This window comes from Nocardia flavorosea NBRC 108225 (genome assembly GCF_001613385.1).
Lineage (GTDB): Bacteria > Actinomycetota > Actinomycetes > Mycobacteriales > Mycobacteriaceae > Nocardia > Nocardia flavorosea.
In genome coordinates this window covers 261,281-286,107 of record NZ_BDCG01000018.1, presented here as the reverse complement: position 1 = coordinate 286,107, position 24,827 = coordinate 261,281, and the positions used below count along the sequence as shown (strand labels likewise).

The following is a 24,827-nucleotide window of genomic DNA, read 5'->3' as shown; positions in this document are numbered from 1 at the left end:
GAGAAGGAGCCAGAACTTGCCCGACAACCGCACCCAGGAACGCGCAGGCGCCCTGGACTCCGCCGAGGTAGCGCCGGACGCGGCGACCCGAGATATCGATCAGGAGCAGGCGTACCTGTCGGTGCTGTACGACCGGCTGGACGGGATGCGCGCCTACGCCGACCAGCGGTTGCGCACGGTACTGCTGGAAACCGGCGGCACCCCCCAGGCACGCACCGAACGCGAATCGTTCAGCCAGCTCTACACCGAGGACCTGGCCAAATACGATGCCGCCGAGCACGGACTGTGCTTCGGCCGGATCGATATCACCGACGGCGAGGAAGGTCCCGAACAGCGCTATATCGGCCGCCTCGGCATCCTCGATGAGGACAACGATTACGAAACCCTGCTCCTGGACTGGCGCGCTCCGCTGGCCCGGCCGTTCTACCTGGCCACCACCGCCGCTCCCGACGGCGTGGCCCGCCGGCGCCATATCCGCTCCCGCAACCGCCGGGTGACGGCGGTCAACGACGAATATCTCGATCTCGACGCCGCCCGAAACGCCGGCGTCGCCGCCTCCGACGGCGGGGTCGGCAGCGAGAGCGCGCTGCTCGCGGCCCTGAACGCGGCACGCACCGGACATATGTCCGACATCGTGGAAACCATCCAGACCGAACAGGACGCGATCATTCGCGCCGAGCACAAGAGCGTTCTGGTGGTTCAGGGCGGGCCGGGTACCGGTAAGACCGCGGTCGCGCTGCACCGGGCCGCCTATCTGCTCTACACCTACCGCCAGCAGCTGGCGAAGAGCGGTGTGCTGATCATCGGACCCAACGCCACCTTCCTCGACTACATCGGCCAGGTCCTGCCGTCGCTCGGTGAAACGGGAGTGCTGCTGTCCACCATCGGAGACCTGTATCCGGGGGTGAAAGCGACCCTGGAGGATTCGCTGCGGGCCGGTGAACTCAAGGGATCGCTACACGTTCTCGATATCCTGAAGAACGCCGTCCGCGACCGGCAGGAGGTGCCGCGCGAACCCATCACCCTGACCTTCGACGGCTACCCGGTGACACTGGACCGCAAGATCGTGACCCGCGCCCGGGGCCGGGCCCGCTCCTCGCGCCGCCCGCACAATCTGGCCCGCCCGATCTTCGTATCGATGGTGATCGAAGCGCTCACCGACCAACTGGCGCAGACCATGGGCGCCGACCCACTGGGTGGTGGCCGTAGCCTGCTCAGCGCCGCAGATCTGAGCGAGATCAGCGACGAACTACGCGCCGATACCACGGTCACCCGGGTGCTGGCCGAACTGTGGCCGCTGCTCACCCCGCAGCAGGTCCTCAGCGATCTGCTCGCCGATCCCGAGCGGCTCGACCGGGCCGCCGGCAAAATCCTCGCTCCGGAAGACCGCGCCGAACTCCTGCGCACCGGCACCGGCGAGTTCAGCGCCGCCGACGCACCCCTGCTCGACGAGCTGGCCGAACTCCTGGGCACCGACGATGCAGAGGAACGCGAACGCGCCCGGCGGCGCTGGCGCGCCCAGCTCGCCGAGGCACAAGACGCCCTGGACATCCTGACCGGTTCGGCCCCGCAGGATCTCGAGGACGAACTGGACCCCGAAATACTGATGGCCTACGACCTGATCGATGCGAGCCAGCTCGCCGAACGCCAGCAGGTGCGCAACCGGCAGACCACCGCCGAACGCGCCGCCGGCGACCGCAGCTGGACCTACGGGCATGTGATCGTGGACGAGGCGCAGGAACTGTCGGAGATGGCCTGGCGCATGGTGATGCGCCGGATCCCGAACCGGTGGGTCACCGTGGTCGGAGATATCGCGCAGACCGGTGATCCGGCGGGCGCGCATTCGTGGGCGCAGATGCTGGAACCGTATGTGGCCAAGCGCTGGAAACGCACCGAGCTGACGGTGAACTACCGCACCCCCGCCGAGATCATGGCGGTCGCGGCGGATGTATTGGCCGCCATCGACCCCACCGCCCGGATGCCGCGCTCGGTACGGGAAACGGGGCGCCTACCGCAGGCGCACCGGGTGGCCGCTACAGAGATCGCGGGCACACTGGCCGCCCTGCTCGCCGAGCAGCAGGGTCCGGGAACCGCGGCGGTACTGGCCCCGGCCGAGAACATCGGCGAGCTCGCCCATCTGGCCGGTGAGTCGGTACGGGTGCTCACGGTGACCGAGGCCAAGGGCCTGGAATTCGATGCAGTGTATCTCGTGGAACCGAGCGCGGTGATCGCCGATTCTCCGCGCGGCCGTAACGATCTGTACGTCGCCCTCACCCGCGCGACCCAGCAGCTCACCGTGGTGCACAGCGCGGACCTCCCGCCCGAACTGCACCGCCTCGCACGCTGACCGGGGCCCGCCGGGCGCGTTCCGCCGGCCCGGCGACATACCCGGCGCCGGATACATCGGAGCCGGTCGTCGCCACCGGGTCCCGGAGCCGAAGGGGACAGTTCCGCAGTACCGATATGGGCGACCGATCAGGCATCCGGCGGCGTCACGTGCGCAACTCCAGCTGATCCTGTGTGTGCCGACCGGGTGCACCGGTCGGCCGCACCCCGGTACGCGAACGCCCCGCCCGGAACATGTTCCGGGCGGGGCGAAGGCGACAGATACGCGGTTCAGCGCACCGTGTGCACGATCAGGACATCGGATTTCGATTTACGCGCGACGTCGGAGGGCACCGACCCCAGCAACCGTCCGGCCAGCGTGTTCAGGCCTCGGTTGCCGACCACGAGCAGATCTGCCTGCGTTTCCTTGACCAGGTCCAGCAGGGATTCGACCGGTTCGCCGACCATCGCCCTCTCGACGATCTCCTTGGCGCCCGCTGCCACAGCCCGATCCCGCGCGGTACGCAGGATCTCGTTGGTGGGCGCAGAACCGCGGACCTGGTACGCCTCGTCCTTGAGCATATCGCTCGCGGCAGCGACGTCACGGTCGTCGGTCGGGTAGTAGGCGCAGGCCAGGATCAGTGTCGAACCCGCGGCTCCCGCCAATGCGGCGGCCTTGTCCACGGCGACATACGACGAGTCCGAGCCGTCGGTACCGACGACAATGGTCCGGTAGGCGGTCATTCTCTCCTCCAACTGTGCGGGGTATAAACGCGGCTGCGCCGAACGGTGCCGGAAAGTCGGCAACGGCGCAGCGACTGCGTAGACCATAGCCGTAACCGAGGCCCGAGTAACCTGATTCGTTCTACATCACATTGGGTCGCGGCGGTATCGGTGTTTCACATTTCCGCTTCCCGGACCGGCAGCGACCTCATCTACCTGGATGTTCCCGTCGCCGCGCGGTCGAACATGTGAGACATCACAAGAAGGGCGAACACCATTGGCGCCGTAGGATTTTCCTCACAACCCAGGTGGCCGCCACGGCACCGGATCACCGAATACGGCCCCTGCTAGAACAGCGGTCCGGTAATGGTCAGCCCCAATTCCTCGGTATGCGCGAAAAAGCCGAACAGCATCACCAGGGCGCCCGCGAGGGCGAGGTCCTTGTTGAACTGAATGGTCTCCGACTGGGTTGCCTCCGGATCGGTTTCCTTCCAGAAACTGTGCATCATGATCATGGTGGGGACGATCATCACCAGCAGCAGCAAGGCCCCCAGATCGGCCCAGATGCCCAGCAGAATGCTGATACTCCCGAGCAACATGAGTGCACCCGAGGCCCGGACAGCCATCTCCGGCATCGGCACCCCCTTGGACTGCGCATAGCCGGCCATCGCCTTCGTCTGGGTGAAATGCCCCATTGCCGAGCTCAGAAACAGGATGACGAACATCACCCGGCCGATCAATACCACGACATCCATGTGCAGCTCCTCGCTCTCACCGACGGGTACCGCTTACATGTCGAATCCGAAATTCGATTATGAGGCAGGCAGCACCTTGGAAGTCACCTCATCGCGCGAGCGTAACGAATTCTTGGCATATTCCAGTGGCGCCATTCCGACCTCCGCGGTGAACTCGCGTGTGAAATGCGCCTGATCGAAATATCCGAGGTCGGCGGCGAGCGCGGCGAGATCGCCGGTATGGCCGCGGGCCAGCAGATCCGCACCGTCCTGGAGCCGGTACCGGCGCAACACCCATTTCGGCCCGGCACCGATATACCGGCGGAACAGCCGCTGCAGGGTCCGCGCCGAAACACCGAACCGCTCGGTCACCTGATCGACCCGGGTCAGCTGCGGATCCTGCGCCATCGCGGCCGCGATCCGCAGCACGAGCCGATAGTTCGGATCCTCACGCCGGGTCCGGGCGCGCAGATAGTCCTCCACCGACCGGCGCCGGTCGGCATCCGCGGGGGTGGCCAGCACTCGGTCGGCAAGATCTCCGATATCGGGCAGCACCTCGGCGGCGGGCACGGCCCGGTCCCGCAGCCCGCCCACATCGAGGCCGGTGAACGCCCCGAACCCACCGGGCCGGAACCGCACGCCGAAGGTCTCCCCGCGACCGGCGAGCTCCCGGACATATTTCCGGGTGCACACACCGTTGACGAATCCCCCGAAACGGTCGCCGTCGCGTTCGAAGGTGAGATGCACACACGGAAACGGAAGCACCTCGGCGAAGTAGGGCGCTCGCCCGCGCATATCCCAGCGCACGGCCCAATACCATTCGACGTACTCGGCGACCGCCGGACCGGCCGGCAACCGCTCGAGCGTGCGATAGCGCTCCTGCTCATGCGGATGCAGAATCGCCTTACGATCATCGGCCGCGGGCGCTGCGCGGCGCACCGGGAATTCCGGGCGGCTCACGACAAGGTCCTGTCCCGCCGTTGCGCGTGGTCCACCACGCACCATCGAGCCCGCCGGCCCGGCCACGGTGAGCCGGATACCAACGCGCGGAGTCGTCGAACTACGAGGAGAAGCAGGCCGGGACCGGTCGTGCCGGGCCGACGTGCCTGCCGGAAGTCGCGCGGCGACCATTCGGCGATTCCGTCCGGATGCCACCTCTCTTGACAGAGGCACCGGCCGCCTCTGAGCGGTGGGCGGAGGTGTTGCCGGCACCGAGAAGGCTCTGCGCGCTGTACCTCCGTGCCGGGCACCGGCCGGTGCCCGGTCACGACGTCGGCTTCGGCCGGCCGTGGCTTCCCGACCGGAACCGCTGGGCCGCACGCCCGCACGCCGGAGATCGTCGCCTCTGGCGCCCCGGCCCCGGTCCTCGCCCACAGAGCACCGGTGACCAGGGACGCAGGCCGGGCACCAGATGAGGGCCACCGGTACCGCGACGGCATGCCGTCTGTTACCGGGGTGCCCCGGCCGCTGCGCCGGTCCTGCACAGAATTGCGGCGGCGGCTACTCCGTACACCGATTGCGCCGCCTGCAAATCCGCGTCGGCGCCGGACCGGCACGACGCCGGCTCCGGCGAGCTGTCGCTTTCTTACAAGATCCCGGCCGCGCACCCGAGCAGACTCGAACTCATGAGCGAAACAGTGAATCCGATTCCCGAGGGCTATCACTCGATCACCGTGTTCATCGCGGTCCCGGACGGCAAGGCCGCCATCGACTTCTACCGCGCCGTTTTCGGTGCCGAGGTGCTCTCCCGCAACGATATGCCCGACGGGCAGCCCGCCCATGCCGAACTGAAGATCGGCGATTCCACGATCCAGCTGGGCATGCCGGTACCGGACCAGAACGTGCTGGCCCCGACCGGTGAATGGGTGCACACCTCGCTGGTGCACTACTGCCCGGATGTCGACGCCGTGATCGCCCGCGCACGCGAGCACGGCGCGAAGGTCGCCGAGGATCCGGCCACCTTCGTCACCGGCGACCGCTACGGGGCCCTGCTGGACCCGTTCGGTCACCGCTGGGTGGTGATGACCCGGGTGGAGAACGTCTCCCGTGAAGAGGCCGAACGCCGGGTCGAGGAATGGATGGCCACCCAGGGCTGACCGTCCGCGGGAAACCGGCGCGGTCACTTCAGTCCGGCCGCGTCCATACCGCGCAGTTCCTTCTTCAGATCGGCGATTTCGTCGCGGAGCCGGCCCGCGAGCTCGAACTGCAGTTCGCGGGCCGCATTCATCATCTGATCGGTCAGCTCGGCCACCAGATCGGCCAGTTCGGCCCGTGGCATCGACTTGATATCGCGACCTTCCACGATGCCCGCGCTCACCGCCCGGCCCGGCTCCCCCTGCGCCCGCCGGCCGCGGCTGGCATTACGGCCGGAACCGCCGACCGCGACCTCGTCGTCGGCCTCGGAATAGACCTGGTCGAGGATATCGGCGATCTTCTTGCGCAACGGTTGCGGATCGATGCCCATCTCCGCGTTGTAGGCGAGCTGTTTGGCGCGGCGGCGTTCGGTTTCGTCGATGGCGTCGCGCATCGAATCGGTGATCTTGTCCGCGTACATGTGCACCTCGCCCGAGACGTTCCGGGCGGCACGGCCGATGGTCTGGATGAGGCTTTTGGTGCTGCGCAGGAACCCTTCCTTATCGGCATCCAGAATGGCGACCAGCGAAACCTCCGGCAGGTCCAGTCCCTCGCGCAGCAGGTTGATCCCGACCAGTACGTCGTATTCGCCGAGACGCAACTGACGCAGCAACTCGACCCGGCGCAAGGTGTCGATCTCGGAATGCAGGTAGCGCACCCGCAAACCCAGCCCGAGCAGGTAGTCGGTGAGATCCTCGGCCATTTTCTTGGTGAGCGTGGTCACCAGTACGCGCTCGTCGCGCTCGATCCGCTGCCGGACCTCGTGCACCAGATCGTCGATCTGCCCCTTGGTGGGTTTGACCACCACCTGCGGATCGACCAGACCGGTCGGACGGATGACCTGTTCGACCACCTCACCACCGACGCGGCCGAGTTCGTAATCGCCCGGGGTGGCCGACAGGTACACCGCCTGACCGATACGTTCGGCGAACTCCTCCCACGTCAACGGGCGATTGTCCACCGCCGACGGCAACCGGAACCCGTATTCGACGAGGTTGCGTTTGCGCGACATATCCCCCTCGTACATACCGCCGATCTGTGGCACCGTGACATGCGATTCGTCGATGACCAGCAGGAAATCGTCGGGGAAATAGTCGAGCAGGGTGGCCGGAGCCGAGCCCGCGGGCCGCCCGTCGATATGCCGTGAATAATTCTCGATACCCGAGCAGAAACCGACCTGGCGGATCATTTCCAGGTCGTATTGGGTGCGCATCCGCAACCGCTGCGCTTCGAGCAGTTTGCCTTTGCTCTCCAATTCGGCCAGCCGTTCCTCCAGCTCGGCCTCGATATCGGTGACCGCCCGCGCCATCCGGTCCGGCCCGGCCACATAATGGGTGGCCGGGAAGATCCGCACCATATCGACCTTGCGCACGACATCCCCGGTGAGCGGGTGCAGATAATAGAGTTCCTCGATCTCGTCACCGAAGAACTCGATCCGCACCGCCAGTTCCTCATAGGACGGGATGATCTCGACGGTATCGCCGCGCACCCGGAACGATCCTCTGGTGAAGGCCATATCGTTGCGCGTGTACTGGACGTCCACCAGCATGCGCAGGAAGGCGTCGCGGTCGACCTCCGCGCCGACCTCCAGCAGCACCGAACGATCCAGATACGACTGCGGAGTGCCCAGGCCGTAGATACAGGACACCGAGGCCACCACCACCACATCGCGCCGGGACAGCAGCGCGGAGGTGGCCGAATGGCGCAGCCGCTCCACATCGTCGTTGATCGAGCTGTCCTTCTCGATATAGGTATCGGTCTGCGCGATATAGGCCTCGGGCTGGTAATAGTCGTAATAGGAGACGAAATACTCCACCGCGTTGTGCGGGAGCATTTCGCGCAACTCGTTGGCCAGCTGCGCCGCAAGGGTCTTGTTCGGGGCCATCACCAGCGTGGGCCGCTGCAATCGTTCGATGAGCCAGGCCGTGGTGGCGGATTTACCGGTACCGGTGGCGCCCAGCAGCACCACATCGGGTTCCCCGGCCGTGATCCGGCGTTCCAGCTCCTCGATCGCGGCCGGCTGATCCCCGGCGGGCTGATACGGACTGACGACCTCGAATTGCCCGCCGGTCCGCTCGATCTCCCCGACCGGGCGGAACTCCGATTTCGCCAGGGGAGTTTGCCCGTCGGCCTCGGTTCCGCTGACGCCGGCCGCACGGAGTTCGGTTGCGAATGCCATATCCCCAGACTAAGCCCGCCCACCGACACGATTCCGGTCTCCACACGGTGGCGGCGGCCACGCCGCCCGCCGCCCGGCGGTCTTGCCGGGTACGGCACCGCGCACATCACCGCCGTCCTGGGTAGATTCTCCAGCTGTGACCAACGCAGCCAGTGTGCACGTCCACCGGCCGAAGGTGGAGTACTTCGATATCGCGGAACTGACCAATACCGATCCGAAAGGGTTCATCCGCGCGGTCGAGCGCTACCATCTCGAGCCCTGGGGCCTGTACATGGCCCGCACGGCCGACCACCCTCAGTTCCACTACCTCGAATCCTGGCTGCTGCCCTCGCTCGGCATCCGTGCGACGGTGTTCCACTTCCATCCCGCGCATATGCGCGACCAGGACTACTACCTCGATATCGGGGAGTTCGGCGAATTCGAGCCGAAACGCTGGCGATCGGTCGACCACTACCTGGACCTGGTGGTCCGGACGGGCCGCGAAACCCAACTGCTGGACGTCGACGAACTCCTGGCCGCACACACGGCCGGCCTGATCGACGCGGCCGGCGCCGAACAAGCCGTCGCGACCGCCACCCGCGCCATCGACGGTATCGCTGCCCACGGCCACGACTTCCTGGCCTGGACCGCCTCCCTGGATATGCCGCTCACCTGGATGTGAGCCGCCGCCCGCGGTTCGATCGCACACAGTCCGCCTTCGAACCGGCGTCGCGACGAACCGGAAGCCACCCGCACAGGCGAGCCGGCAGGTAGCCGACGCGAACGGTTCCGCCCGGCAACGGCCGAACCGATCATCCGGCCTCTCCGTTCCGGTGATACCGGGCTGCGACCGGGCCGGCGCACCGGCGGTCCCGCGATGGGGCCCGAGCCCCGGTTGCCACGGCGCCCTCCGGGATCTCGGTCACCGGCGGGTTCGTGGCCGGCGGCCGGTGCCGACGTGAACCACGGCAGCTCGGCGCGCCCCGCCGCCGAACCATTTGCGCTCGGCGCACCGGCCGGCCGGCTCATGGCTACAACTGCTCCGCGTTCCGGCCGCCCGGCTGCTGGAACACTCCGGTCAGCCAGGGTTGCCGCGCCGCGGCATAGGCCGCCCACGCCTCGTCACCATCGAGCCCCGCGGCCTTGTTCGCCGCGGCACGGATCACCTCCGTGTACTCGGCGCGTATCTGCTCGTCGGTCCGCAGCCGGTCGCGGAACGCCAGGGCCAACTCCTGGCCTGAACTGCCCGCCACGCGCAGGTGCACGAGCGCGGGACGTCCGGGATCCGCACTACCGTGCATCCCAACCGCGGTGGAACTGTCCGCTGCATCGGTAGAAGGCTCGGGGACCGGCGTCCGAAGCTCCGGGAATCCGGCCCCGGCCAGAGCGTCCCGAATACCGGCGGCACCGGCCGCGTCAGCGACCGTGATCTGCAATTCGAGCACATCCGGCGCGGGGAGATCCGGCACCGCGGTAGCGCCGATATGGTCGACCCGGACAGCTGCCGCTCCGGCCGCAACCTGTAGCCGGGCAATCAGCCGCTGCGCCTGCGCGGCCCACTCGGGCCTGGCTTCCACGATGCCGAACTCGGGGCGCACCGCGATACCGGCGCGCATATTCGCTTCGAACGGCACCAGCCGCCGCTCCCACAACCGCGCGACCTCGGCTTCCACCGCGCCCGCGGCACCGTTGTTGTCCAACAGCACATCGGCGGCGGCGTAGCGCTGTTCGTCGGTGGCCTGTGCCGCGATCCGGGCGCGCGCATCGGCCTCGTCCACACGACGGAATTCCACCAGCCGCCGCAACCGGGTTTCGGTGGCGGCGTCCACCACCAGTACCAAGTTCACGAACGGCGCCATATTGTTCTCCACCAGCAACGGAACATCCTGCACCACAATGGCGTCCGGCGCTGCTGCGGCGAGCAGCTCGGTGGTGCGCTGCCCCACCAAGGGATGGGTGATGGAGTTCAGGGTCGCGCGGGATTCGTCGTCGCGGAACGCCTTGGCGGCGAGGGCGGGCCGGTCGAGGCTTCCGTCGGCGGCGAGGATATCCGCGCCGAACGCCTCCACGAGGGTCGCCAGTCCGGGAGTACCGGGTGCCACCACCTCCCGTGCGATGACGTCGGAGTCGATGATCACCGCCCCGTGGTCGGCGAGTGCCCGCGCCACCGTCGATTTGCCCGCGCCCATACCTCCGGTGAGGCCGATTCGTAACATTGGCTCAGTTTCGCATCCGCGGCACCGACCACGCCGGACAGGTCGATCCGCGGCCGCGGTACGACACGCCCACGGGTGCCCGATCCGGAAATGTCCGGACCATGAGATCCACTCGGATAATCTGCGTTCGCCGCAATATCGACGGGAATTGCCCTTTTTCCGATAGCACTTGTTACGACAAGCAAAGGAAAGAGTATGCGCACCAGAGAAATCCGTACAGGCCGCCACCGGCTGGGTTCGGCGGGTCGCGTGCATTGCGTTTTTATTCCGGCCGTCGCGAGATATCTGCGCGAAAACCGGCGTTCGTGGTTCACCGTTTTCGTGGTCCCGGCGCAACACAGTTTCGCCGCCAAACGCCACCGGCCCGTCGTACCACGAGTGCGTATTCGCTGGATTCCCGCGCCCGCAGGCTGAAAAAGAACACTGGTGGACGGCCCGGCACCTCGGTGCCGGGCCGTCGCCGTTTCCGTATCCGTCACTCGGACGTCGAATCGTCGACCCGAACGCCGTTCCGCAGCCACGCCCGGCAGCCGGCCCGACCGGAACCCCGGCAGCCGCGCGACTCCGCGATGGTCGGCCACCGATAGCGAAGACCCCCGGTTCGCGAGGAACCGGGGGTCTTCGTCAGATCTTCGGGGCTACCCGACGATGCCTCAGGCGTTACCGGAGAGCTTCTCCCGCAGGGCCGCGAGCTGAGCATCGCTGGCCAGCGAACCACCCGACTCCGCGGGAGCGCTGGACTGCGCGCCGCTTTCGGAGGAGTAGTTCGACGAACCGCTGCCGTTGACGGCCTCGGCCGCGGCGTCGGCCGCCATCTTCTCCATCTGCGCGGTGTGCATCTTGTGCCGGCGCTCCGCCTCGGCGTAGCGGCCTTCCCACTCTTCGCGCTGCTTGTCGAAGCCCTCGAGCCATTCGTTGGTCTCGGGATCGAAGCCCTCGGGGAAGATGTAGTTGCCCTGCTCGTCGTAGCTGTCGGCCATGCCGTACTTCGACGGATCGAATTCGGGGCTGTAGTCCTCGTTGGCCTGCTTGAGGCTCAGCGAGATCCGGCGACGCTCCAGGTCGATATCGATGACCTTGACCATCGCGTCGTCGCCGACGACCACGACCTGGTCCGGGACCTCCACGTGGCGCTCGGCCAGCTCGGAGATGTGCACCAGGCCCTCGATGCCCTCCTCGACGCGGACGAACGCGCCGAACGGGACCAGCTTGGTGACCTTGCCCGGCACGATCTGGCCGATGGCGTGGGTACGGGCGAACTGCCGCCACGGATCTTCCTGGGTGGCCTTCAGCGACAGCGAGACGCGCTCGCGGTCCAGGTCGACGTCGAGGACCTCGACGGTGACCTCGTTGCCGACCTCGACCACCTCGGACGGGTGATCGATATGCTTCCAGGACAGCTCGGAGACGTGCACCAGACCGTCGACACCGCCGAGATCGACGAAGGCGCCGAAGTTGACGATGGAGGAGACCACACCCTTGCGGACCTGGCCCTTCTGCAGCTGGTGCAGGAATTCGCTGCGCACCTCGGACTGGGTCTGCTCCAGCCAGGCGCGACGCGACAGAACCACGTTGTTGCGGTTCTTGTCCAGCTCGATGATCTTGGCCTCGATCTCCTTGCCGACGTACGGCTGCAGATCGCGGACGCGGCGCATCTCGACCAGCGACGCGGGCAGGAAGCCGCGCAGACCGATGTCGAGGATCAGACCGCCCTTGACGACCTCGATCACAGTGCCGCGAACGGCCTCGTCCTTCTCCTTGAGCTCCTCGATCGTGCCCCAGGCGCGCTCGTACTGAGCCCGCTTCTTGGACAGGATCAGGCGGCCCTCTTTGTCCTCCTTGGTGAGGACCAGGGCCTCCACCTCATCGCCCACGGAAACGACCTCGTTCGGGTCGACATCGTGTTTGATGGAGAGCTCGCGAGACGGGATGACGCCTTCGGTTTTGTAACCGATGTCGAGCAGGACCTCGTCGCGGTCGACTTTGACGATGGTTCCTTCGACGATATCGCCGTCGTTGAAGTACTTGATCGTGGCGTCGATGGCGGCGAGGAAATCCTCGGCGGAGCCGATGTCGTTAACGGCTACCTGCGGCGAGGTGACGGTGGTGGGCATGTGGCGGTTTGCTCCGGACGGATTGTGATCGGTTGCGGACATTGAGACTTTCGGTACGCTGCGATACACCCAGCGGCTCCGGGTGTGATCACTTGCGGGTTCAGCGTACGCGACCCGTATCCAGCCGGGCAAACGACCCCCCGCTGCGGATCTATAAGCTTCGCGTCGTGTCCGACGACCTCGTTCAAGATCGCCACGCTCAGGCCACCGCACTACTGGGAACCACGGGTGCCGCACGCTCGCGAGTCGATTCGAAAGAAAGCGAGCGGGCGAGCCGGCGCTGGTGGGATGCCGACGCCGGCGACTACCACGATACCCATGGCGAGTTCCTGGGCACCGCTAGTCCGGGGGGTGAGTTCGTATGGTGCCCGGAAGGGCTGCACGAAGGCGATATGCGGCTACTCGGGGAGATCGCCGGAAAGCGGATCCTGGAACTCGGCTGCGGATCGGCGCCCTGCGCGCGCTGGCTGGCCGGTCAGGGGGCACACCCGGTGGGGCTGGATCTGTCGATGGGGATGTTGTCTCGGGGGCTTGCCGCGATGGAGCAGGGCGGGCCTCGGGTCCCGCTGGTCCAGGCAGGCGCGGAGGATCTGCCGTTCGCGGGCGAATCGTTCGATCTGGCGTGTTCGGCCTTCGGCGCCGTGCCGTTCGTCGCCGATTCCGCACGCGTCATGCGGGAGGTCGCCCGGGTGCTGCGGCCGGGCGGCCGCTGGGTTTTCGCGGTGAACCATCCGATGCGCTGGATCTTCCGCGACGATCCGGGGCCGGACGGCCTCGAGGCCGTGCTCCCCTATTTCGACCGCACGCCGTACACCGAATTCGACGGCGACGGCCGCTGCACCTATGTGGAACATCATCGGACGATCGGTGATCGGGTCCGGGAAATCGTGGGCGCGGGATTGGTACTCGACGATATCGTCGAGCCCGATTGGCCGGAATGGCTCGACCGGGAATGGGGGCAGTGGAGCCCGCTGCGGGGACAGATTTTCCCGGGTACGGCCATATTCGTCAGCCATAAACCGGAGTAAGCGGTCCTGCTGCATCGATAAAGCATCCTCCGGTCCGCGGCGTCCGCGGACCGGAGGATGAGAGGAACTGTTCAGGAGTCGTCGCTGCGGGAAGTCCGCGGTGAACGGCCGGCCTGGTCGAGAGCGCGCCGGAGCGCGAACTCGATCTGCGCGTTCACGCTGCGCAGGTCGTCGGCCGCCCATTTCGCCACCGCGTCGTACACCGCCGGGTCGAGCCGGAGCAGGACCTTCTTGCGTTCGGCCATCAGCTGTACAGCGATCCCGCATTGACCACGGGCTGCGCGGGCCGGTCACCGCACAGCACCACCAGCAGGTTCGAGACCATGGTGGCCTTGCGCTCCTCGTCCAGGTCGACCATGCCTTCGGCGGTGAGCCGTTCCAAGGCCATCCCGACCATGCCGACCGCGCCCTCCACGATCCGGGCCCGCGCCGCGACGACCTGGTTCGCCTGCTGGCGCACGAGCATCGCCTGGGCGATCTCGGGCGCGTAGGCGAGGTGGGTGATCCGCGCCTCGATGACCTCGATCCCCGCGGTTTCGGTGCGTTCGCGCAGTTCGACGGTGAGTTCCTCGGCGACTTCGGCGCCGTCCCGCAGGCTGGTGCGGTCGTCGTCGTGGGCGTCGTAGGGGTGGGTGGTGGCCAGATGCCGGACCGCTGCCTCGGACTGTGTCGCCACATATTCTTCGTAGTCGTCCACGGCGAACGCGGCCTTGAAGCTGTCGACCACCTTGTAGACCACCACCGCGGCGATCTCCACCGGGTTCCCGTCGGCGTCGTTGACCTTCAGCTTCTGCGTTTCGAAGTTGCGGACTCGCAGCGAGATACTGCGCCGGTCGGTCATCGGGAGAACCGAGAAGAACCCGGGATCGCTCACCGATCCGATATAGCGGCCGAAGAACTGAACGACCTTGGCCTCGTTGGGGTTCACCACGGTCAGTCCGGTGATTCCGAACAACAGCAGTACGGCCACCACGCAGGCGACGATCGCCCCGGTCAGCGCGGCAGCGTTCCCGTTCTGCCCGAAGGCGACGAAACCGGCCACCGCCACGGCCGCCAGCGCGATCGTGAGGACCAGCCAGATCAGCAACACCACGAACCCGTTGACCCGTGCGACGTCCCGAAACTTCATGACATCCTCCCTCTATCAAAGTGATATCACTACGATAGCAGCGAGCGAGGACGGCCACAAACTCCGGGCTCGAGGGCGCGCAAGCGCCCAGCGGAACCGGCACGGCACCGGATCGACGACCGCCGGGCCGGACGACACCGGTCCGGCGGTCCACGCCACGGGCGCGCACTCCTGCGACGATGACCGGATGGACGGGACGGTATCGGGCCGGCGGCTACGACTGGGTCTCGTCGAGTGCGATGGGCTCGGGCCCGAGGTGGCCGGTTCGGCGCGACGGGTGGTGGACGAGGCACTGACGGCCGCCGGATGCACTGCCCCCGGAAGTGGTCGACTTGCCGATGGCCACCGGGCGATCGACGAATTCGGCTCGGCGCTACCGGAACCCACCCTCGACGGTTTGGCCGGCACCGATGCCCGGATCCTCGGCTTGCACGACAACGCCTCCTATCCCCCGCAGCATCGGCACCCGCGGCGAAAGTACCGCTCGGGCAACTGCGCATCGCACTGGTCCACCCGACCGCGACCGGCCGCCGCTACTACAGCAGCCGGGACAAGAATTCCTTCGTCCGGTCGTGGCGCGGAGCGGCCAGTAACTCGGCGGGCGGTCCTGCTTCGACGACCACCCCTTGGTCCATGAACACCAGCTGATCGGCGACCTCCCGCGCGAAACCCATCTCGTGGGTGACGACCACCATCGTCATTCCGGAATCGGCGAGTTCGCGCATCACCGTGAGTACTTCGCCGACCAGTTCGGGATCCAGGGCGGAGGTGGGCTCGTCGAAGAGCATGAGTTTCGGGTCCATCGCCAAAGCGCGGGCGATCGCGACCCGTTGCTGCTGCCCGCCGGACAATTGCGCGGGATAGGCATTTACCTTGTCCGCCAGACCGACTCGATCCAGCAGTTCCTTCGCGCGTGCGGTCGCCGCGGCTTTGCGCACCTTCTTCACCTGCATCGGTGCCTCGATGACATTGCCGAGCGCGGTCCGGTGCGGGAAGAGGTTGAAATGCTGGAAGACCATCCCGATCTCCCGGCGCTGCCGCGCGGCGTCACGCGGGTGCAGTTCGTAGAGCCGCCCGGCTTTCTCCCGGTAGCCGACGAGTTCCCCGGCGACATACAACCGTCCCGCGCTCACCTGTTCGAGATGGTTGATACAGCGCAGGAACGTGGATTTGCCCGACCCGGAAGGTCCGATGAGACACAGCACCTCACCGTGCCGGACCTCCAGCGATATCCCGTTGAGCACGCGCAACGCGCCGAAGTTCTTGTGCACCCGGTCGGCGCGGACCATCGGCTCCGTACTGGTCGCGGTCATTTCGCCCGTGCCTCCCCTTGTGCATCGGCCAGCTCCTGAAGCTGTTTGGCCGTCAGCTGCCGCGATATCCCGCGTGAATAGTATTTCTCCAGGTAGTACTGGCCGACCATCAGCACGCTGGTGATGGCCAGGTACCAGGTCGCGGTGACCAGCAGCAGCGGGATGGGCAGGAAGTTCACGCCGTAGATATCGCGGGCCCGCCCGAACAGGTCCGTGCTGAGCGGGATGGCGGTGACCAGGGCGGTCGTCTTCAGCATGCTGATGAGTTCGTTACCGGTCGGCGGGATGATCACCCGCATGGCCTGCGGTAGCACCGTCCGGCGCATGGTCTGTGACCAGGACATTCCCAGGGCCGTCGAGGCTTCCCGCTGCCCCTCCCCTACGGAGTTGATGCCGGCCCGGACGATCTCGGCCATATACGCCGCCTCGTTGAGACCCAGCCCGATCACCGCGAACGCGAAGGCCGCCTGCAGGCTCTGGACATCGAGCTCGAACAGGCGCGGCCCGAACGGCACACCGAGCGCGACATGCTGGTACAGCGACGGCACCAGCCCCCAGAACACCAGCTGCACATACACCGGGGTGCCGCGGAAGATCCACAGGTACACCCAGGCGGTGGCGCGCAGTACCGGGTTCGGCGACAACCGCATCACCGCCAGCGTTGTGCCGAGTGCCACGGCGATCACCATCGCCAGCACGGTCAGCTCCAGGGTGACCACGGCACCGGATGCGATCCTGGTATCCCGCAGATACTGCCAGTACACATCCCAGCGATAGGCGGGATTGGTTGCCGCACCGTAGACGAACAGGCCTACCAGGACCAGGACCAGGACCGCCGCGAGCCACCGGCCCGGACGCCGCAGGGGGACGGCCTCGATCGGTTCGGGTTCGTGGTCGTCGCGGGTCGCGCCCGGATCGGTGGCCATGGTCAGCTCCTCGCGCCGTTGATCACGGAGGTGCCCAGCGCACCCTCCTGCACACCCCAGTTCTCGGTGATCTGCCGGTACTGCCCGCTGTCCATCAGATGCTGCACCGCATCCCGCAGTACCGGTGCGAGCGGGGAACCCTTGGCCACCGCCCACCCGTACGGTGCGGCGTCGAATACCGGACCCGCCGGTTCGATCTTCCCGTCGGTCTGTTTGATGGCGTACGCCGTCACCGGGGAATCCGCGGACATGGCGTCGACCTGACCCAGGACCAGGGCGTTGGTGACCGAGCTCTGCTCGTCGAACGCGTCGATGATGATCGGATCCTTCCCGGCGGCGACACACGCTTCGCTCTTGGCCGGAACCTCCTCGATATGTTCCACGGTCGTCGCCTGGACCGCGACACGTTTACCGCAGGCGTTCTCCGGATCGATATCGTCACCGGTGCGCTGTGCCCACTGCACACCGGCGCTGAAGTAGGTGACGAAATCGACCTGCTGCTCCCGTTCGGGGGTATCGGTGATCGACGACATCCCGATGTCGTAGGTTCCGGCCTGCACGGCGGGGATGATCTTCTCGAACGCCGATTCGGTGTAGCGGGCACGGATTCCCAGTACCGCGGTCACTGCATCCATCAAGTCGATATCGAAGCCGACGATAGCGCCGTGCCGGTCGCGGTACTCGTTCGGCTGATACGGCACGTTCACGCCGACGACCACTTCCCCCGCCGCGGCGATATCGGGGGGTACGCGGGCCGCGAGCTCCGGCACGGGCTGCACCCCGATCTTCGGGGGTACCGGCCCGGTGTCCTCGATATTGGTTACGCACCCGGCCGCCAGCAGCACACCGGCGATCACGCACACCATCCGCCGGATCCGGGAACCGGATCGATCAGCCACCTTGACTTCCTCCCGGAAGTGAACGTCCGGGATTCCTCCTGAACCGCGTGGTTCTCCGGTGGGTTCCTGTTTCACTGGAGCGTGCCTTCCGCTACGCGGCCGGGCTTACCGCCCCTCCGCAGGCGTTTCGACTCTCCGCAAGCCCTGCGGCGAGTATGTTGCGGGCCGCGTTCAAATCGCGGTCGTGGACAGCACCGCAGGTGCACGTCCATTCCCGCACCTGCAGCGGTTTCTTTTCTCCTACCATCCCACACGCCGAACACATCCGAGTGGAGGGAAACCAACGATCCACCCTGGCGAAGGTCCGGCCGTACCGGCGAGCTTTCTCTTCCAGCATCCGCGTGAACATGCCCCATCCCGCGTCGTGCACCGACTTCGCGAGCTTCGTCCGCGCAAGACCTTTCACATACAAGTCCTCCACGAATATCGCTTGGTTATCGCGAATAATCCTTGTGGAATGCTTGTGTGCGAAATCTCTGCGCGTATCGGCTACCTTCGCATGCGCCTTGGCAACCCTGACCCGGGCCTTCAGCCGGTTCCGTGAGCCCTTCTCCTTACGGGACAGGCACTGTTGCGCCTTCTTCAACCGGCGCTCGGCCTGCCGCAAAAATCTGGGGCTGTCGATCTTGCGTCCGTTCGACAAGACCGCGAACGTAGCAAGACCGAGATCGATACCCACCTCGGGGCCGGCCTTCGGCAACGCGCGTTCCTCGACCGTGACCACGAACGACGCGAAATACCGGCCTGCCGAATCCTTGACGACCGTGACCGAGGACGGTTCCGACGGCAACTCCCGCGACCAGGCCACCTTCAAATCCCGACCTTGGCCACGTACAGCTTCCGATTCGCACGCACACTGAAACCGTTGCGGGTGAGCCGGATCGCTTGGCGATTGTCCTTCCGGGACCGCCACCGGGGTTTGCCGAGTTTCGGGCCCTTCCGTTTCCCGGACAGCGAGTCGAGCCAGTTTCGGTACGCCGCCCGCGCGTCCTGGCAGGCCTGCACCAGCACCACCGACGACACCTGTGACAACCAGACCCGCTCGGGCCTGCGTTTAGCTTCGGTGACCACCCGCCGCTGAATCTCGGAATCCGAAAACTTCACCCCGGCTGCATACGCGGCTTCGCGGGCCCGGAGGTTGTCGTTGTACACCACCCGCGCACACCCGAACGCCCCGGCCAGCGCGATGCGCCGGCCGGGCGCTGGATAGATACGGAAGTTGTACCGAAGCTGCACCCGCGCACCGTAACAACCCCTACCGACACCAACCCTCAAACCCTGACCGGGGAGCTGTTGACGCCCTATCCCGGCCCTGATGGACCGGGCTTGTACGCTACGTTTCACGGTCAGCACAGTTGGCGAACAGCGGGTGCAACACGGCCGTAGTAACCGAGATTTGACCCACGCGCAGCACGAGACCGGCCGATCCGCCGGATATCCGGCGAGCGAACGGCTACCGTCTGCAGATCATGGTGCAGTCGGTGGAATTACTGCTCGACGAGACGTCCGAGCAGCGGATCCGGCGACAGTGGGAACTGCTCGCCGAAGCAGGCCTGCCCGGTCTGGGACGCGGGGCCCGCGCCGGCGACACCGAAAGCCATCGGCCCCATATCACCGTGGCGGTGGCCCGGCAGATCTGGCCGCGGATCGACACCGACCTGGACCGTCTGCCTTTCCGGCCGTTCCCGATCCGCCTCGGCGGTGTGCTGGTCTTCGGGGCGCGGCGACCGATTCTCGTTCGTGCAGTGGTGCCGTCGGAACAACTACTGGCCTGGCATCGGCGGGTGTATCAGATCGTGGCACCGTGCCCGGATGTTCCGGCGAACCTGCATCCGAACCAGTGGACTCCCCATATCACGCTGGCCCGGCGGGTGCTGCCGCAACGGATCGGGGAGGCGGTGAGTGCGGTGGCCGCGGACAAGGACACCGCCGCGACCGTGGTAGGTCTGCGGCGCTGGGACGGGGACCGCCGCCGGGCCTGGCCGATCGCCGGACACGGCTGACCGGAGGCCCACGCGAGCCGATATAGGACAACGTAGGGTGGGGCCAGGTGGCGTACGACACCGCCGTGGAACAACCGCGGCCGGGGCCGGCGTTGCAGCCTGTATACCGACCACGAGAGGACGTCATGGCCACCCAGACACTGACGCAACAGAACTTCGATGAGGTAGTCACCGGCAACGACGTGGTACTCGTCGATTTCTGGGCTTCCTGGTGCGGACCGTGCCGCAGTTTCGCACCCACCTACGAGGCATCGGCGGACAAACACCCCGATGTCGTCCACGGCAAGGTCGATACCGAGGCCGAACAGGGCTTGGCCGCGGCGGCCAATATCCAGTCCATCCCGACCATCATGGCTTTCCGCGAAGGCGTGCTGGTCTTCGCCCAGCCGGGAGCGCTCCCGCCCGCCGCCCTCGAGGATCTGGTTTCTCAGGTCAAGGCGCTCGATATGGACGAGGTCCGTAAGCAACTCGCCGAGCAACAAGCAGCCAACGGCGAAGTGGCCGAATAGAATCGACGAACGACGGCGGGCTCCACACTTTCCGGGGATGGTGTAGAGCCCGCCGTCGTGCCGTATCCGGCACCGGGTCGATACCCGGCGGCGGATCAGCGGATCAGCGCTGGGCGACCAAGCGGTTCACGCTGGCGATCATCGCGCGCACCGAGGATTGCGCACCGTCCGCCGCGAGGGCCACGCCCCAGCCGCGCCGGCCGTCGAATTCGCATTGCACGAAGGTGGCGGTTCCCGCGGCGGTCCGGCGCTGATGGAAGCGCAGGATCTCCACCGGATAGCCCGCCTCGTAGAGGGCGGAGGTCATGGCTGCGATCGGGCTACCGGCGGCCACCACCGAACGCGACCACCCCGGGAATTCGAGGGTGGCGGTGAACGCGCCGCCGCGGGCACCGGTGGACGAGCAGCCCGCGAGGCGGATCGGACCGGCACATTCGCCGAAGCGTTCATGGAATTGGTCCGCGGTGAGCTCCGCGCATTCGGTGCGCAGGCTACGGGGAGCGGCAGTGGTCAGGGCGTCGTTGTCCAGCGTCAGTGTGGTCATGAGCACGTAGGTCTTCCCAGAGAAGGTCGGCAGGTTGGGGGACCAGCAAAATCGAGAAAAAGGGGCCCGCAGCGAGGGGGCCGGTCCGAATCAGACCCCGCTACGGCGGGTTACTACTACCGCAAGAACCCGCCCGGCCGGCTTCGCGAGACGCGCAAGAAGCGCCGCGCCCTCGCGGTCCGCGAGAATCGGCGCGGCACGTAGGCCGTCGGCGTGGATCTGCACGGTGTCGAGGATAAAGACTCACCGGGCGGATAGCAACCACATACACCCCGCGGTTTGCGCTACCCGGCAGTAGCGTTTCTGCTGGTCATCGACACGTAACCCAAAATTTCCCCAGCCCCTGGGGTGACCGAGCAGACTCCGAACCCGTCGTGCTGTACAACCGGCCGGCAGCCACACCGGCGTGCCTCGCCCCGAGCCGACGACATATCCGAGCCACGGCTGGGTCAGGCAGAAGCCACCAACGGGACACCTTCCTCGTCGGCCGCCGCGCCAACCTCACCACCACGATGGGCTGAAACCCCGGTCCGCGCGACAGCCACTGCTGTTCCACAACGTTTAGAACCCAAAAGTAACGAGCGTCCCGGGCGGACGATAAGAGGGCGAAAGGGTTCCTACCAACATCAAGGAAATCGTGAAATCGACCGTCAAGTACCTGCTCACCGGCGCGGCGGCAACCGCGGCGCTGACTCTCGCCGGGGCACCGCAAGCGATCGCGTATCCGGTCGGACCGTGGGGAGTCGAAGGGCCCTGCGCGGGCATAGAGGCGGGCCAGTGCCCCTCGAGCCCATCCGAAGACGGACTCACCTGGTCCTACAAGGGGCACTCCTCGCACTACGACAAGATGGGAAACTACGTCTGCAACACCAATCAGTGGGATGCCCTCCCCAGCGCATACTGCAACGCGGTGATGACCCTGGTCCGTGCGCTACCGCCGATGCCGATCGGCGGTCTGCTCGCCGGCCAGAGCTGATCCACGGAAGTTGCCGAGCGTTCGGCCTATGCGCAGCGAGCCACCGGCTCGGCAACACACGGAATCGTGCAGCAGTGAACCGGCCCGGACATACCAAGGACATCCGAAAGCCTGTACTCCCATCCGCCGGATCACTCGGGTGAGTGCCCGTCAGTGCGCAGCCGCGTCCCAGCTGCGTCCGATACCGACCGAAACACTCAGTGGCACAGATAGTTCGATCGCCGAGGACATATTCTCGCGAACCAGGTCGCGCAACTGTTCCTGCTCTCCCGGCGCCACCTCGAGGACGAGTTCGTCGTGGATCTGCAACAGCATCCGGGAACGCAGGCCCGAGTCGGCCAGGGCCCGGTGCACGTTGATCATGGCGACCTTGATGATATCGGCGGCCGTGCCCTGGATCGGGGCGTTGAGCGCCATCCGTTCCGCGGACTCGCGGCGCTGCCGGTTGCTGTGGTCGAGGTCGGGCAGGTAGCGGCGGCGGCCGAACAAGGTCTGGGTGTAGCCGACCTTGCGGGCCTGGTCCACGACGGCCTGCAGATAATCGCGGATCCCGCCGAACCGGGCGAAGTAGACCTCCATCTGCTCCTTCGCCTCCTGGGTACTGATCTTCAACTGGGCGGACAAGCCGTAGGAACTCAGGCCGTAGGCCAGCCCGTAGGACATCGCCTTGATCCGGCGGCGCAGTTCCGGCGATACCTCGGAGATCGGAATATCGAAGGCCTTCGACGCGACGAAGCTGTGCAGATCCTCGCCGGAGTTGAACGCCTCGATCAGGCCCTCGTCACCGGACAGATGCGCCATGATGCGCATCTCGATCTGGCTGTAGTCGGCGGTCATCAGCGATTCGTATCCGTCGCCGACCACGAACGTATCCCGGATCATGCGGCCGGTATCGGTGCGGATGGGGATGTTCTGCAGATTGGGCTCGGTGGACGACAGCCGGCCGGTGGCGGCAATGGTCTGGTTGAAGGTGGTGTGGATCCGGCCGTCGTCGGCGACGGCTTTCAACAGGCCGTCGACAGTGACCTTCAGACGGGTGGCATCGCGATGCGCGAGCAGATGCTGCAGGAAAGGGTGCTCGGTTTTCTCGTACAGGGATTCCAGCGCGTCCGCGTCGGTGGTGTAGCCGGTCTTGGTGCGTTTGGTCTTCGGCATATCGAGCTCGTCGAACAGCACCACCTGCAGCTGTTTCGGCGAGCCGAGGTTGATCTGCTTGCCGATCACGTCGTAGGCGGCGTTCGCGGCGTCGGCGACCTTATCGGCGAACTGACGCTGCAGCGCGGTGAGCTGATCGTTGTCCACCGCTATCCCGGCATCCTCGAGGTCGGCGAGCACCCCGAGCAGCGGCAGTTCCATCTCGTCCAGCAGCGGCCGGGACTCGATCTTGCCGAGCTCTTCGTCCAGGGCCCCGGCCAGATCGGCCACGGCGCGGGCACGCAGCATCTCCCCCTGGGCGAGTTCCGTATCGACCGCGTCTTCGGCGTCCAGGAGCGAAAGCTGCGGTGCCGCCTCGGTTTCGGTGCGCAGTTCGCGATGCAGATAGCGCAGCGACAGATCGTCGAGGTTGAAACTGCGCTGGCCCGGACGGACCAGGTAGGCGGCCAGGGCCGTATCACTGGTGAGTCCCGCCAAGGTCCAGCCGCGACCCCGTAGCGCGTGCAGCGCGCTCTTGGCCTCATGCAGAGCTTTGCCCGGGCCGGGATCGGCCAGCCAGGCCCCGAGCGCCGCCTCGTCCTCGGGCGTGAGGGCGGTGACATCGATATAGGCGGATTCTTCGTCCGCGGCCGATATCGCGAGGGCACGCACATCCCCGGCGGCCGGAGCGCCGCTCCCGGCGATCGAAATACCGTGCCGGACACCGGCACCGGCATGCTCACCGAGCCAATCCGCGACGCTGCCCGGCGTCAGCGTCTGACCGCTGATCTCGAAACCGGATTCGGCCTCGACGGTGGGCGGTGCCAGGGTTTCGAACAGCCGGTCGCGCAGGACCCGGAACTCCAGATCATCGAACAACTGGTGGATCCGCTCCCGATTCCAGGCGCCCTGGGCGAGCTGGTCGGGGGTGTAGGGCAGCGGGACATCGCGGACCATCTCGGTGAGCTGGCGGTTGAGCACCACACTGCTGAGATTGGCACGCAGGGCGTCGCCGACCTTGCCGCGTACCTCGTCCACCTTGTCGACCAGAGTGTTCAGATCGCCGTACTCACGGATCCATTTGGCCGCGGTCTTCTCCCCCACCCCGGGGATCCCGGGCAGGTTGTCGCTCGGGTCGCCGCGCAGGGCCGCGTAGTCCGGGTACTGGGCCGGGCTCAGACCGTATTTCTTGTCCACCTCTTCCGGGGTGAACCGGGTGAGTTCGGAGACACCCTTGCGCGGATAGAGAACCGTGACGTTCTCGTCGACCAGCTGGATGGCATCACGGTCGCCGGTGACGATGAGCACCCGGTAGCCCTGCGGTACCGCCTGAGTGGTGAGGGTGGCGATGATGTCGTCGGCCTCATAGCCCTCGATCGCCATCACCGGGATACCGAGGGCACCCAGCACCTCTTTGGTGAGTTCGACCTGGCCGCGGAACTCGTCCGGGGTCTTCGCCCGGTTCGCCTTGTACTCGGGGAACGCATCCACGCGGAAGGTCTGCCGGGAAACGTCGAAGGCGGCGGCGACGTGGGTGGGTTTCTCGTCGCGCAGCAGGTTGATGAGCATGGCGGTGAACCCGTACACGGCATTCGTGGTCTGGCCGGTGACGGTTTGGAAGTTCTCCGCCGGCAGCGCGTAGAACGCACGGTAGGCCAGTGAATGCCCGTCCAGTAGCAGCAGCGTGGGCCGGGTCTCCGGCGATCCGGAGGTATCGGCGGTGGCGGGGAGGCTCGGCTGCGCAGTGGTCGGTGGGGTCACACCCGGAGAGTCTAGGGACTCCCCCCGACACCGAGCCCAGGGAGTGTCTCGGATACCGCCACCGGGCAAACGACCGTCGCCACAGCGCCCACCTCCGGCACAAGCACCCGACCGCCACCCCGACACAACGCCCAGCCTCCACACTTCCGGCACAACGCCCGATCACCACTTCCGGCACAGCCCCCAACGCGCATTCGACGCA

At 66.5% G+C, this 24,827-nt stretch carries 22 protein-coding genes; 7 read left to right on the top strand and 15 right to left on the bottom strand.

The genetic code is table 11. The annotated features are described in order from the left end of the window. The first annotated feature begins 16 nt into the window (after positions 1-16). Positions 17-2,347: a HelD family protein gene (locus NFL01S_RS25160; RefSeq protein WP_371851852.1), complete on the top strand. Its 2,331-nt coding sequence runs from the start codon at positions 17-19 to the stop codon at positions 2,345-2,347. A 269-nt stretch (positions 2,348-2,616) separates the two neighbouring features. Here the strand turns inward: NFL01S_RS25160 and NFL01S_RS25155 are convergent, their stop codons facing one another. From NFL01S_RS25155 to NFL01S_RS25145, 3 genes are all read right to left on the bottom strand, one after another. After that, positions 2,617-3,069: a universal stress protein gene (locus NFL01S_RS25155; protein WP_062978816.1), complete on the bottom strand. Its 453-nt coding sequence runs from the start codon at positions 3,067-3,069 to the stop codon at positions 2,617-2,619. Positions 3,070-3,395: 326 nt separating this feature from the next. Further along, the gene (locus NFL01S_RS25150) at positions 3,396-3,803 is read right to left on the bottom strand and encodes a DoxX family protein (RefSeq protein WP_062978746.1); all 408 of its coding nucleotides are present in this window, start codon (positions 3,801-3,803) and stop codon (positions 3,396-3,398) included. 57 nt (positions 3,804-3,860) lie between these two features. Next, on the bottom strand, positions 3,861-4,742 hold the full coding sequence (locus NFL01S_RS25145; RefSeq protein ID WP_245670866.1) for a helix-turn-helix domain-containing protein: 882 nt from the start codon (positions 4,740-4,742) through the stop codon (positions 3,861-3,863). 665 nt (positions 4,743-5,407) lie between these two features. Between NFL01S_RS25145 and NFL01S_RS25140 the strand changes: the two genes are divergently transcribed. Further along, positions 5,408-5,878: a VOC family protein gene (locus tag NFL01S_RS25140; protein ID WP_062978745.1), complete on the top strand. Its 471-nt coding sequence runs from the start codon at positions 5,408-5,410 to the stop codon at positions 5,876-5,878. Between the two features lie 23 nt (positions 5,879-5,901). On the opposite strand, the gene uvrB is transcribed toward NFL01S_RS25140, so the two are convergent. Further along, positions 5,902-8,094 (bottom strand): excinuclease ABC subunit UvrB, encoded by a 2,193-nt coding sequence (gene uvrB, locus NFL01S_RS25135; protein ID WP_247606303.1) that lies wholly within the window; start codon positions 8,092-8,094, stop codon positions 5,902-5,904. Between the two features lie 136 nt (positions 8,095-8,230). Here uvrB and NFL01S_RS25130 point away from each other — a divergent pair, with 136 nt between their 5' ends. Continuing rightward, complete coding sequence (locus NFL01S_RS25130) at positions 8,231-8,755, top strand: ribonuclease FAU-1 family protein (protein WP_062978744.1); 525 nt, start codon at positions 8,231-8,233, stop codon at positions 8,753-8,755. A gap of 349 nt (positions 8,756-9,104) precedes the next feature. Here NFL01S_RS25130 and coaE read toward each other — a convergent pair whose 3' ends face one another. Further along, a complete protein-coding gene (coaE, locus tag NFL01S_RS25125) occupies positions 9,105-10,289 on the bottom strand; it encodes a dephospho-CoA kinase (RefSeq protein WP_062978743.1) in 1,185 nt (394 codons plus the stop codon). Between the two features lie 653 nt (positions 10,290-10,942). Then, positions 10,943-12,403 (bottom strand): 30S ribosomal protein S1, encoded by a 1,461-nt coding sequence (gene rpsA / locus NFL01S_RS25120; protein WP_062978742.1) that lies wholly within the window; start codon positions 12,401-12,403, stop codon positions 10,943-10,945. 167 nt (positions 12,404-12,570) lie between these two features. Here rpsA and NFL01S_RS25115 point away from each other — a divergent pair, with 167 nt between their 5' ends. Then, positions 12,571-13,431 carry a class I SAM-dependent methyltransferase gene (locus NFL01S_RS25115; RefSeq protein ID WP_062978741.1) on the top strand — a complete coding sequence of 287 codons (861 nt, stop codon included), beginning with the start codon at positions 12,571-12,573 and terminating at the stop codon, positions 13,429-13,431. A gap of 71 nt (positions 13,432-13,502) precedes the next feature. Here NFL01S_RS25115 and NFL01S_RS36170 read toward each other — a convergent pair whose 3' ends face one another. From NFL01S_RS36170 to NFL01S_RS37125, 7 genes are all read right to left on the bottom strand, one after another. Next, on the bottom strand, positions 13,503-13,676 hold the full coding sequence (locus NFL01S_RS36170) for a type II toxin-antitoxin system antitoxin (RefSeq protein ID WP_168433925.1): 174 nt from the start codon (positions 13,674-13,676) through the stop codon (positions 13,503-13,505). Then, entirely contained in the window at positions 13,676-14,560 is an 885-nt protein-coding gene (locus NFL01S_RS25110; RefSeq protein ID WP_062978740.1) for an SPFH domain-containing protein, read from the bottom strand. The genes NFL01S_RS36170 and NFL01S_RS25110 overlap by 1 nt, the downstream gene beginning before the upstream one ends. A 536-nt stretch (positions 14,561-15,096) precedes the next feature. Beyond that, positions 15,097-15,873 carry an amino acid ABC transporter ATP-binding protein gene (locus NFL01S_RS25105; protein WP_062978739.1) on the bottom strand — a complete coding sequence of 259 codons (777 nt, stop codon included), beginning with the start codon at positions 15,871-15,873 and terminating at the stop codon, positions 15,097-15,099. Next, on the bottom strand, positions 15,870-16,799 hold the full coding sequence (locus tag NFL01S_RS25100) for an amino acid ABC transporter permease (RefSeq protein ID WP_062978738.1): 930 nt from the start codon (positions 16,797-16,799) through the stop codon (positions 15,870-15,872). The genes NFL01S_RS25105 and NFL01S_RS25100 overlap by 4 nt, the downstream gene beginning before the upstream one ends. 2 nt (positions 16,800-16,801) lie before the next feature. Then, positions 16,802-17,665 carry an ABC transporter substrate-binding protein gene (locus NFL01S_RS25095; RefSeq protein ID WP_084493233.1) on the bottom strand — a complete coding sequence of 288 codons (864 nt, stop codon included), beginning with the start codon at positions 17,663-17,665 and terminating at the stop codon, positions 16,802-16,804. Between the two features lie 124 nt (positions 17,666-17,789). Next, complete coding sequence (locus NFL01S_RS37130; protein ID WP_245670876.1) at positions 17,790-18,506, bottom strand: RNA-guided endonuclease InsQ/TnpB family protein; 717 nt, start codon at positions 18,504-18,506, stop codon at positions 17,790-17,792. A 2-nt stretch (positions 18,507-18,508) separates the two neighbouring features. Continuing rightward, the gene (locus NFL01S_RS37125; protein ID WP_245670865.1) at positions 18,509-18,934 is read right to left on the bottom strand and encodes a helix-turn-helix domain-containing protein; all 426 of its coding nucleotides are present in this window, start codon (positions 18,932-18,934) and stop codon (positions 18,509-18,511) included. A gap of 233 nt (positions 18,935-19,167) precedes the next feature. Between NFL01S_RS37125 and NFL01S_RS25085 the strand changes: the two genes are divergently transcribed. Then, a complete protein-coding gene (locus NFL01S_RS25085) occupies positions 19,168-19,701 on the top strand; it encodes a 2'-5' RNA ligase family protein (protein ID WP_062978737.1) in 534 nt (177 codons plus the stop codon). Positions 19,702-19,826: 125 nt separating this feature from the next. Then, entirely contained in the window at positions 19,827-20,210 is a 384-nt protein-coding gene (gene trxA, locus NFL01S_RS25080; RefSeq protein ID WP_062978736.1) for a thioredoxin, read from the top strand. A 103-nt stretch (positions 20,211-20,313) separates the two neighbouring features. On the opposite strand, the gene NFL01S_RS25075 is transcribed toward trxA, so the two are convergent. Beyond that, positions 20,314-20,754 (bottom strand): 2-isopropylmalate synthase, encoded by a 441-nt coding sequence (locus NFL01S_RS25075; protein ID WP_062978735.1) that lies wholly within the window; start codon positions 20,752-20,754, stop codon positions 20,314-20,316. A 637-nt stretch (positions 20,755-21,391) separates the two neighbouring features. On the opposite strand from NFL01S_RS25075, the gene NFL01S_RS25070 reads away from it, so the two are divergent. After that, positions 21,392-21,730 (top strand): hypothetical protein, encoded by a 339-nt coding sequence (locus tag NFL01S_RS25070; RefSeq protein WP_062978734.1) that lies wholly within the window; start codon positions 21,392-21,394, stop codon positions 21,728-21,730. 150 nt (positions 21,731-21,880) lie between these two features. Here NFL01S_RS25070 and polA read toward each other — a convergent pair whose 3' ends face one another. After that, positions 21,881-24,625, bottom strand: a complete 2,745-nt coding sequence (gene polA, locus NFL01S_RS25065) for a DNA polymerase I (protein WP_062978733.1) — start codon at positions 24,623-24,625, stop codon at positions 21,881-21,883. Positions 24,626-24,827 lie beyond the last annotated feature (202 nt).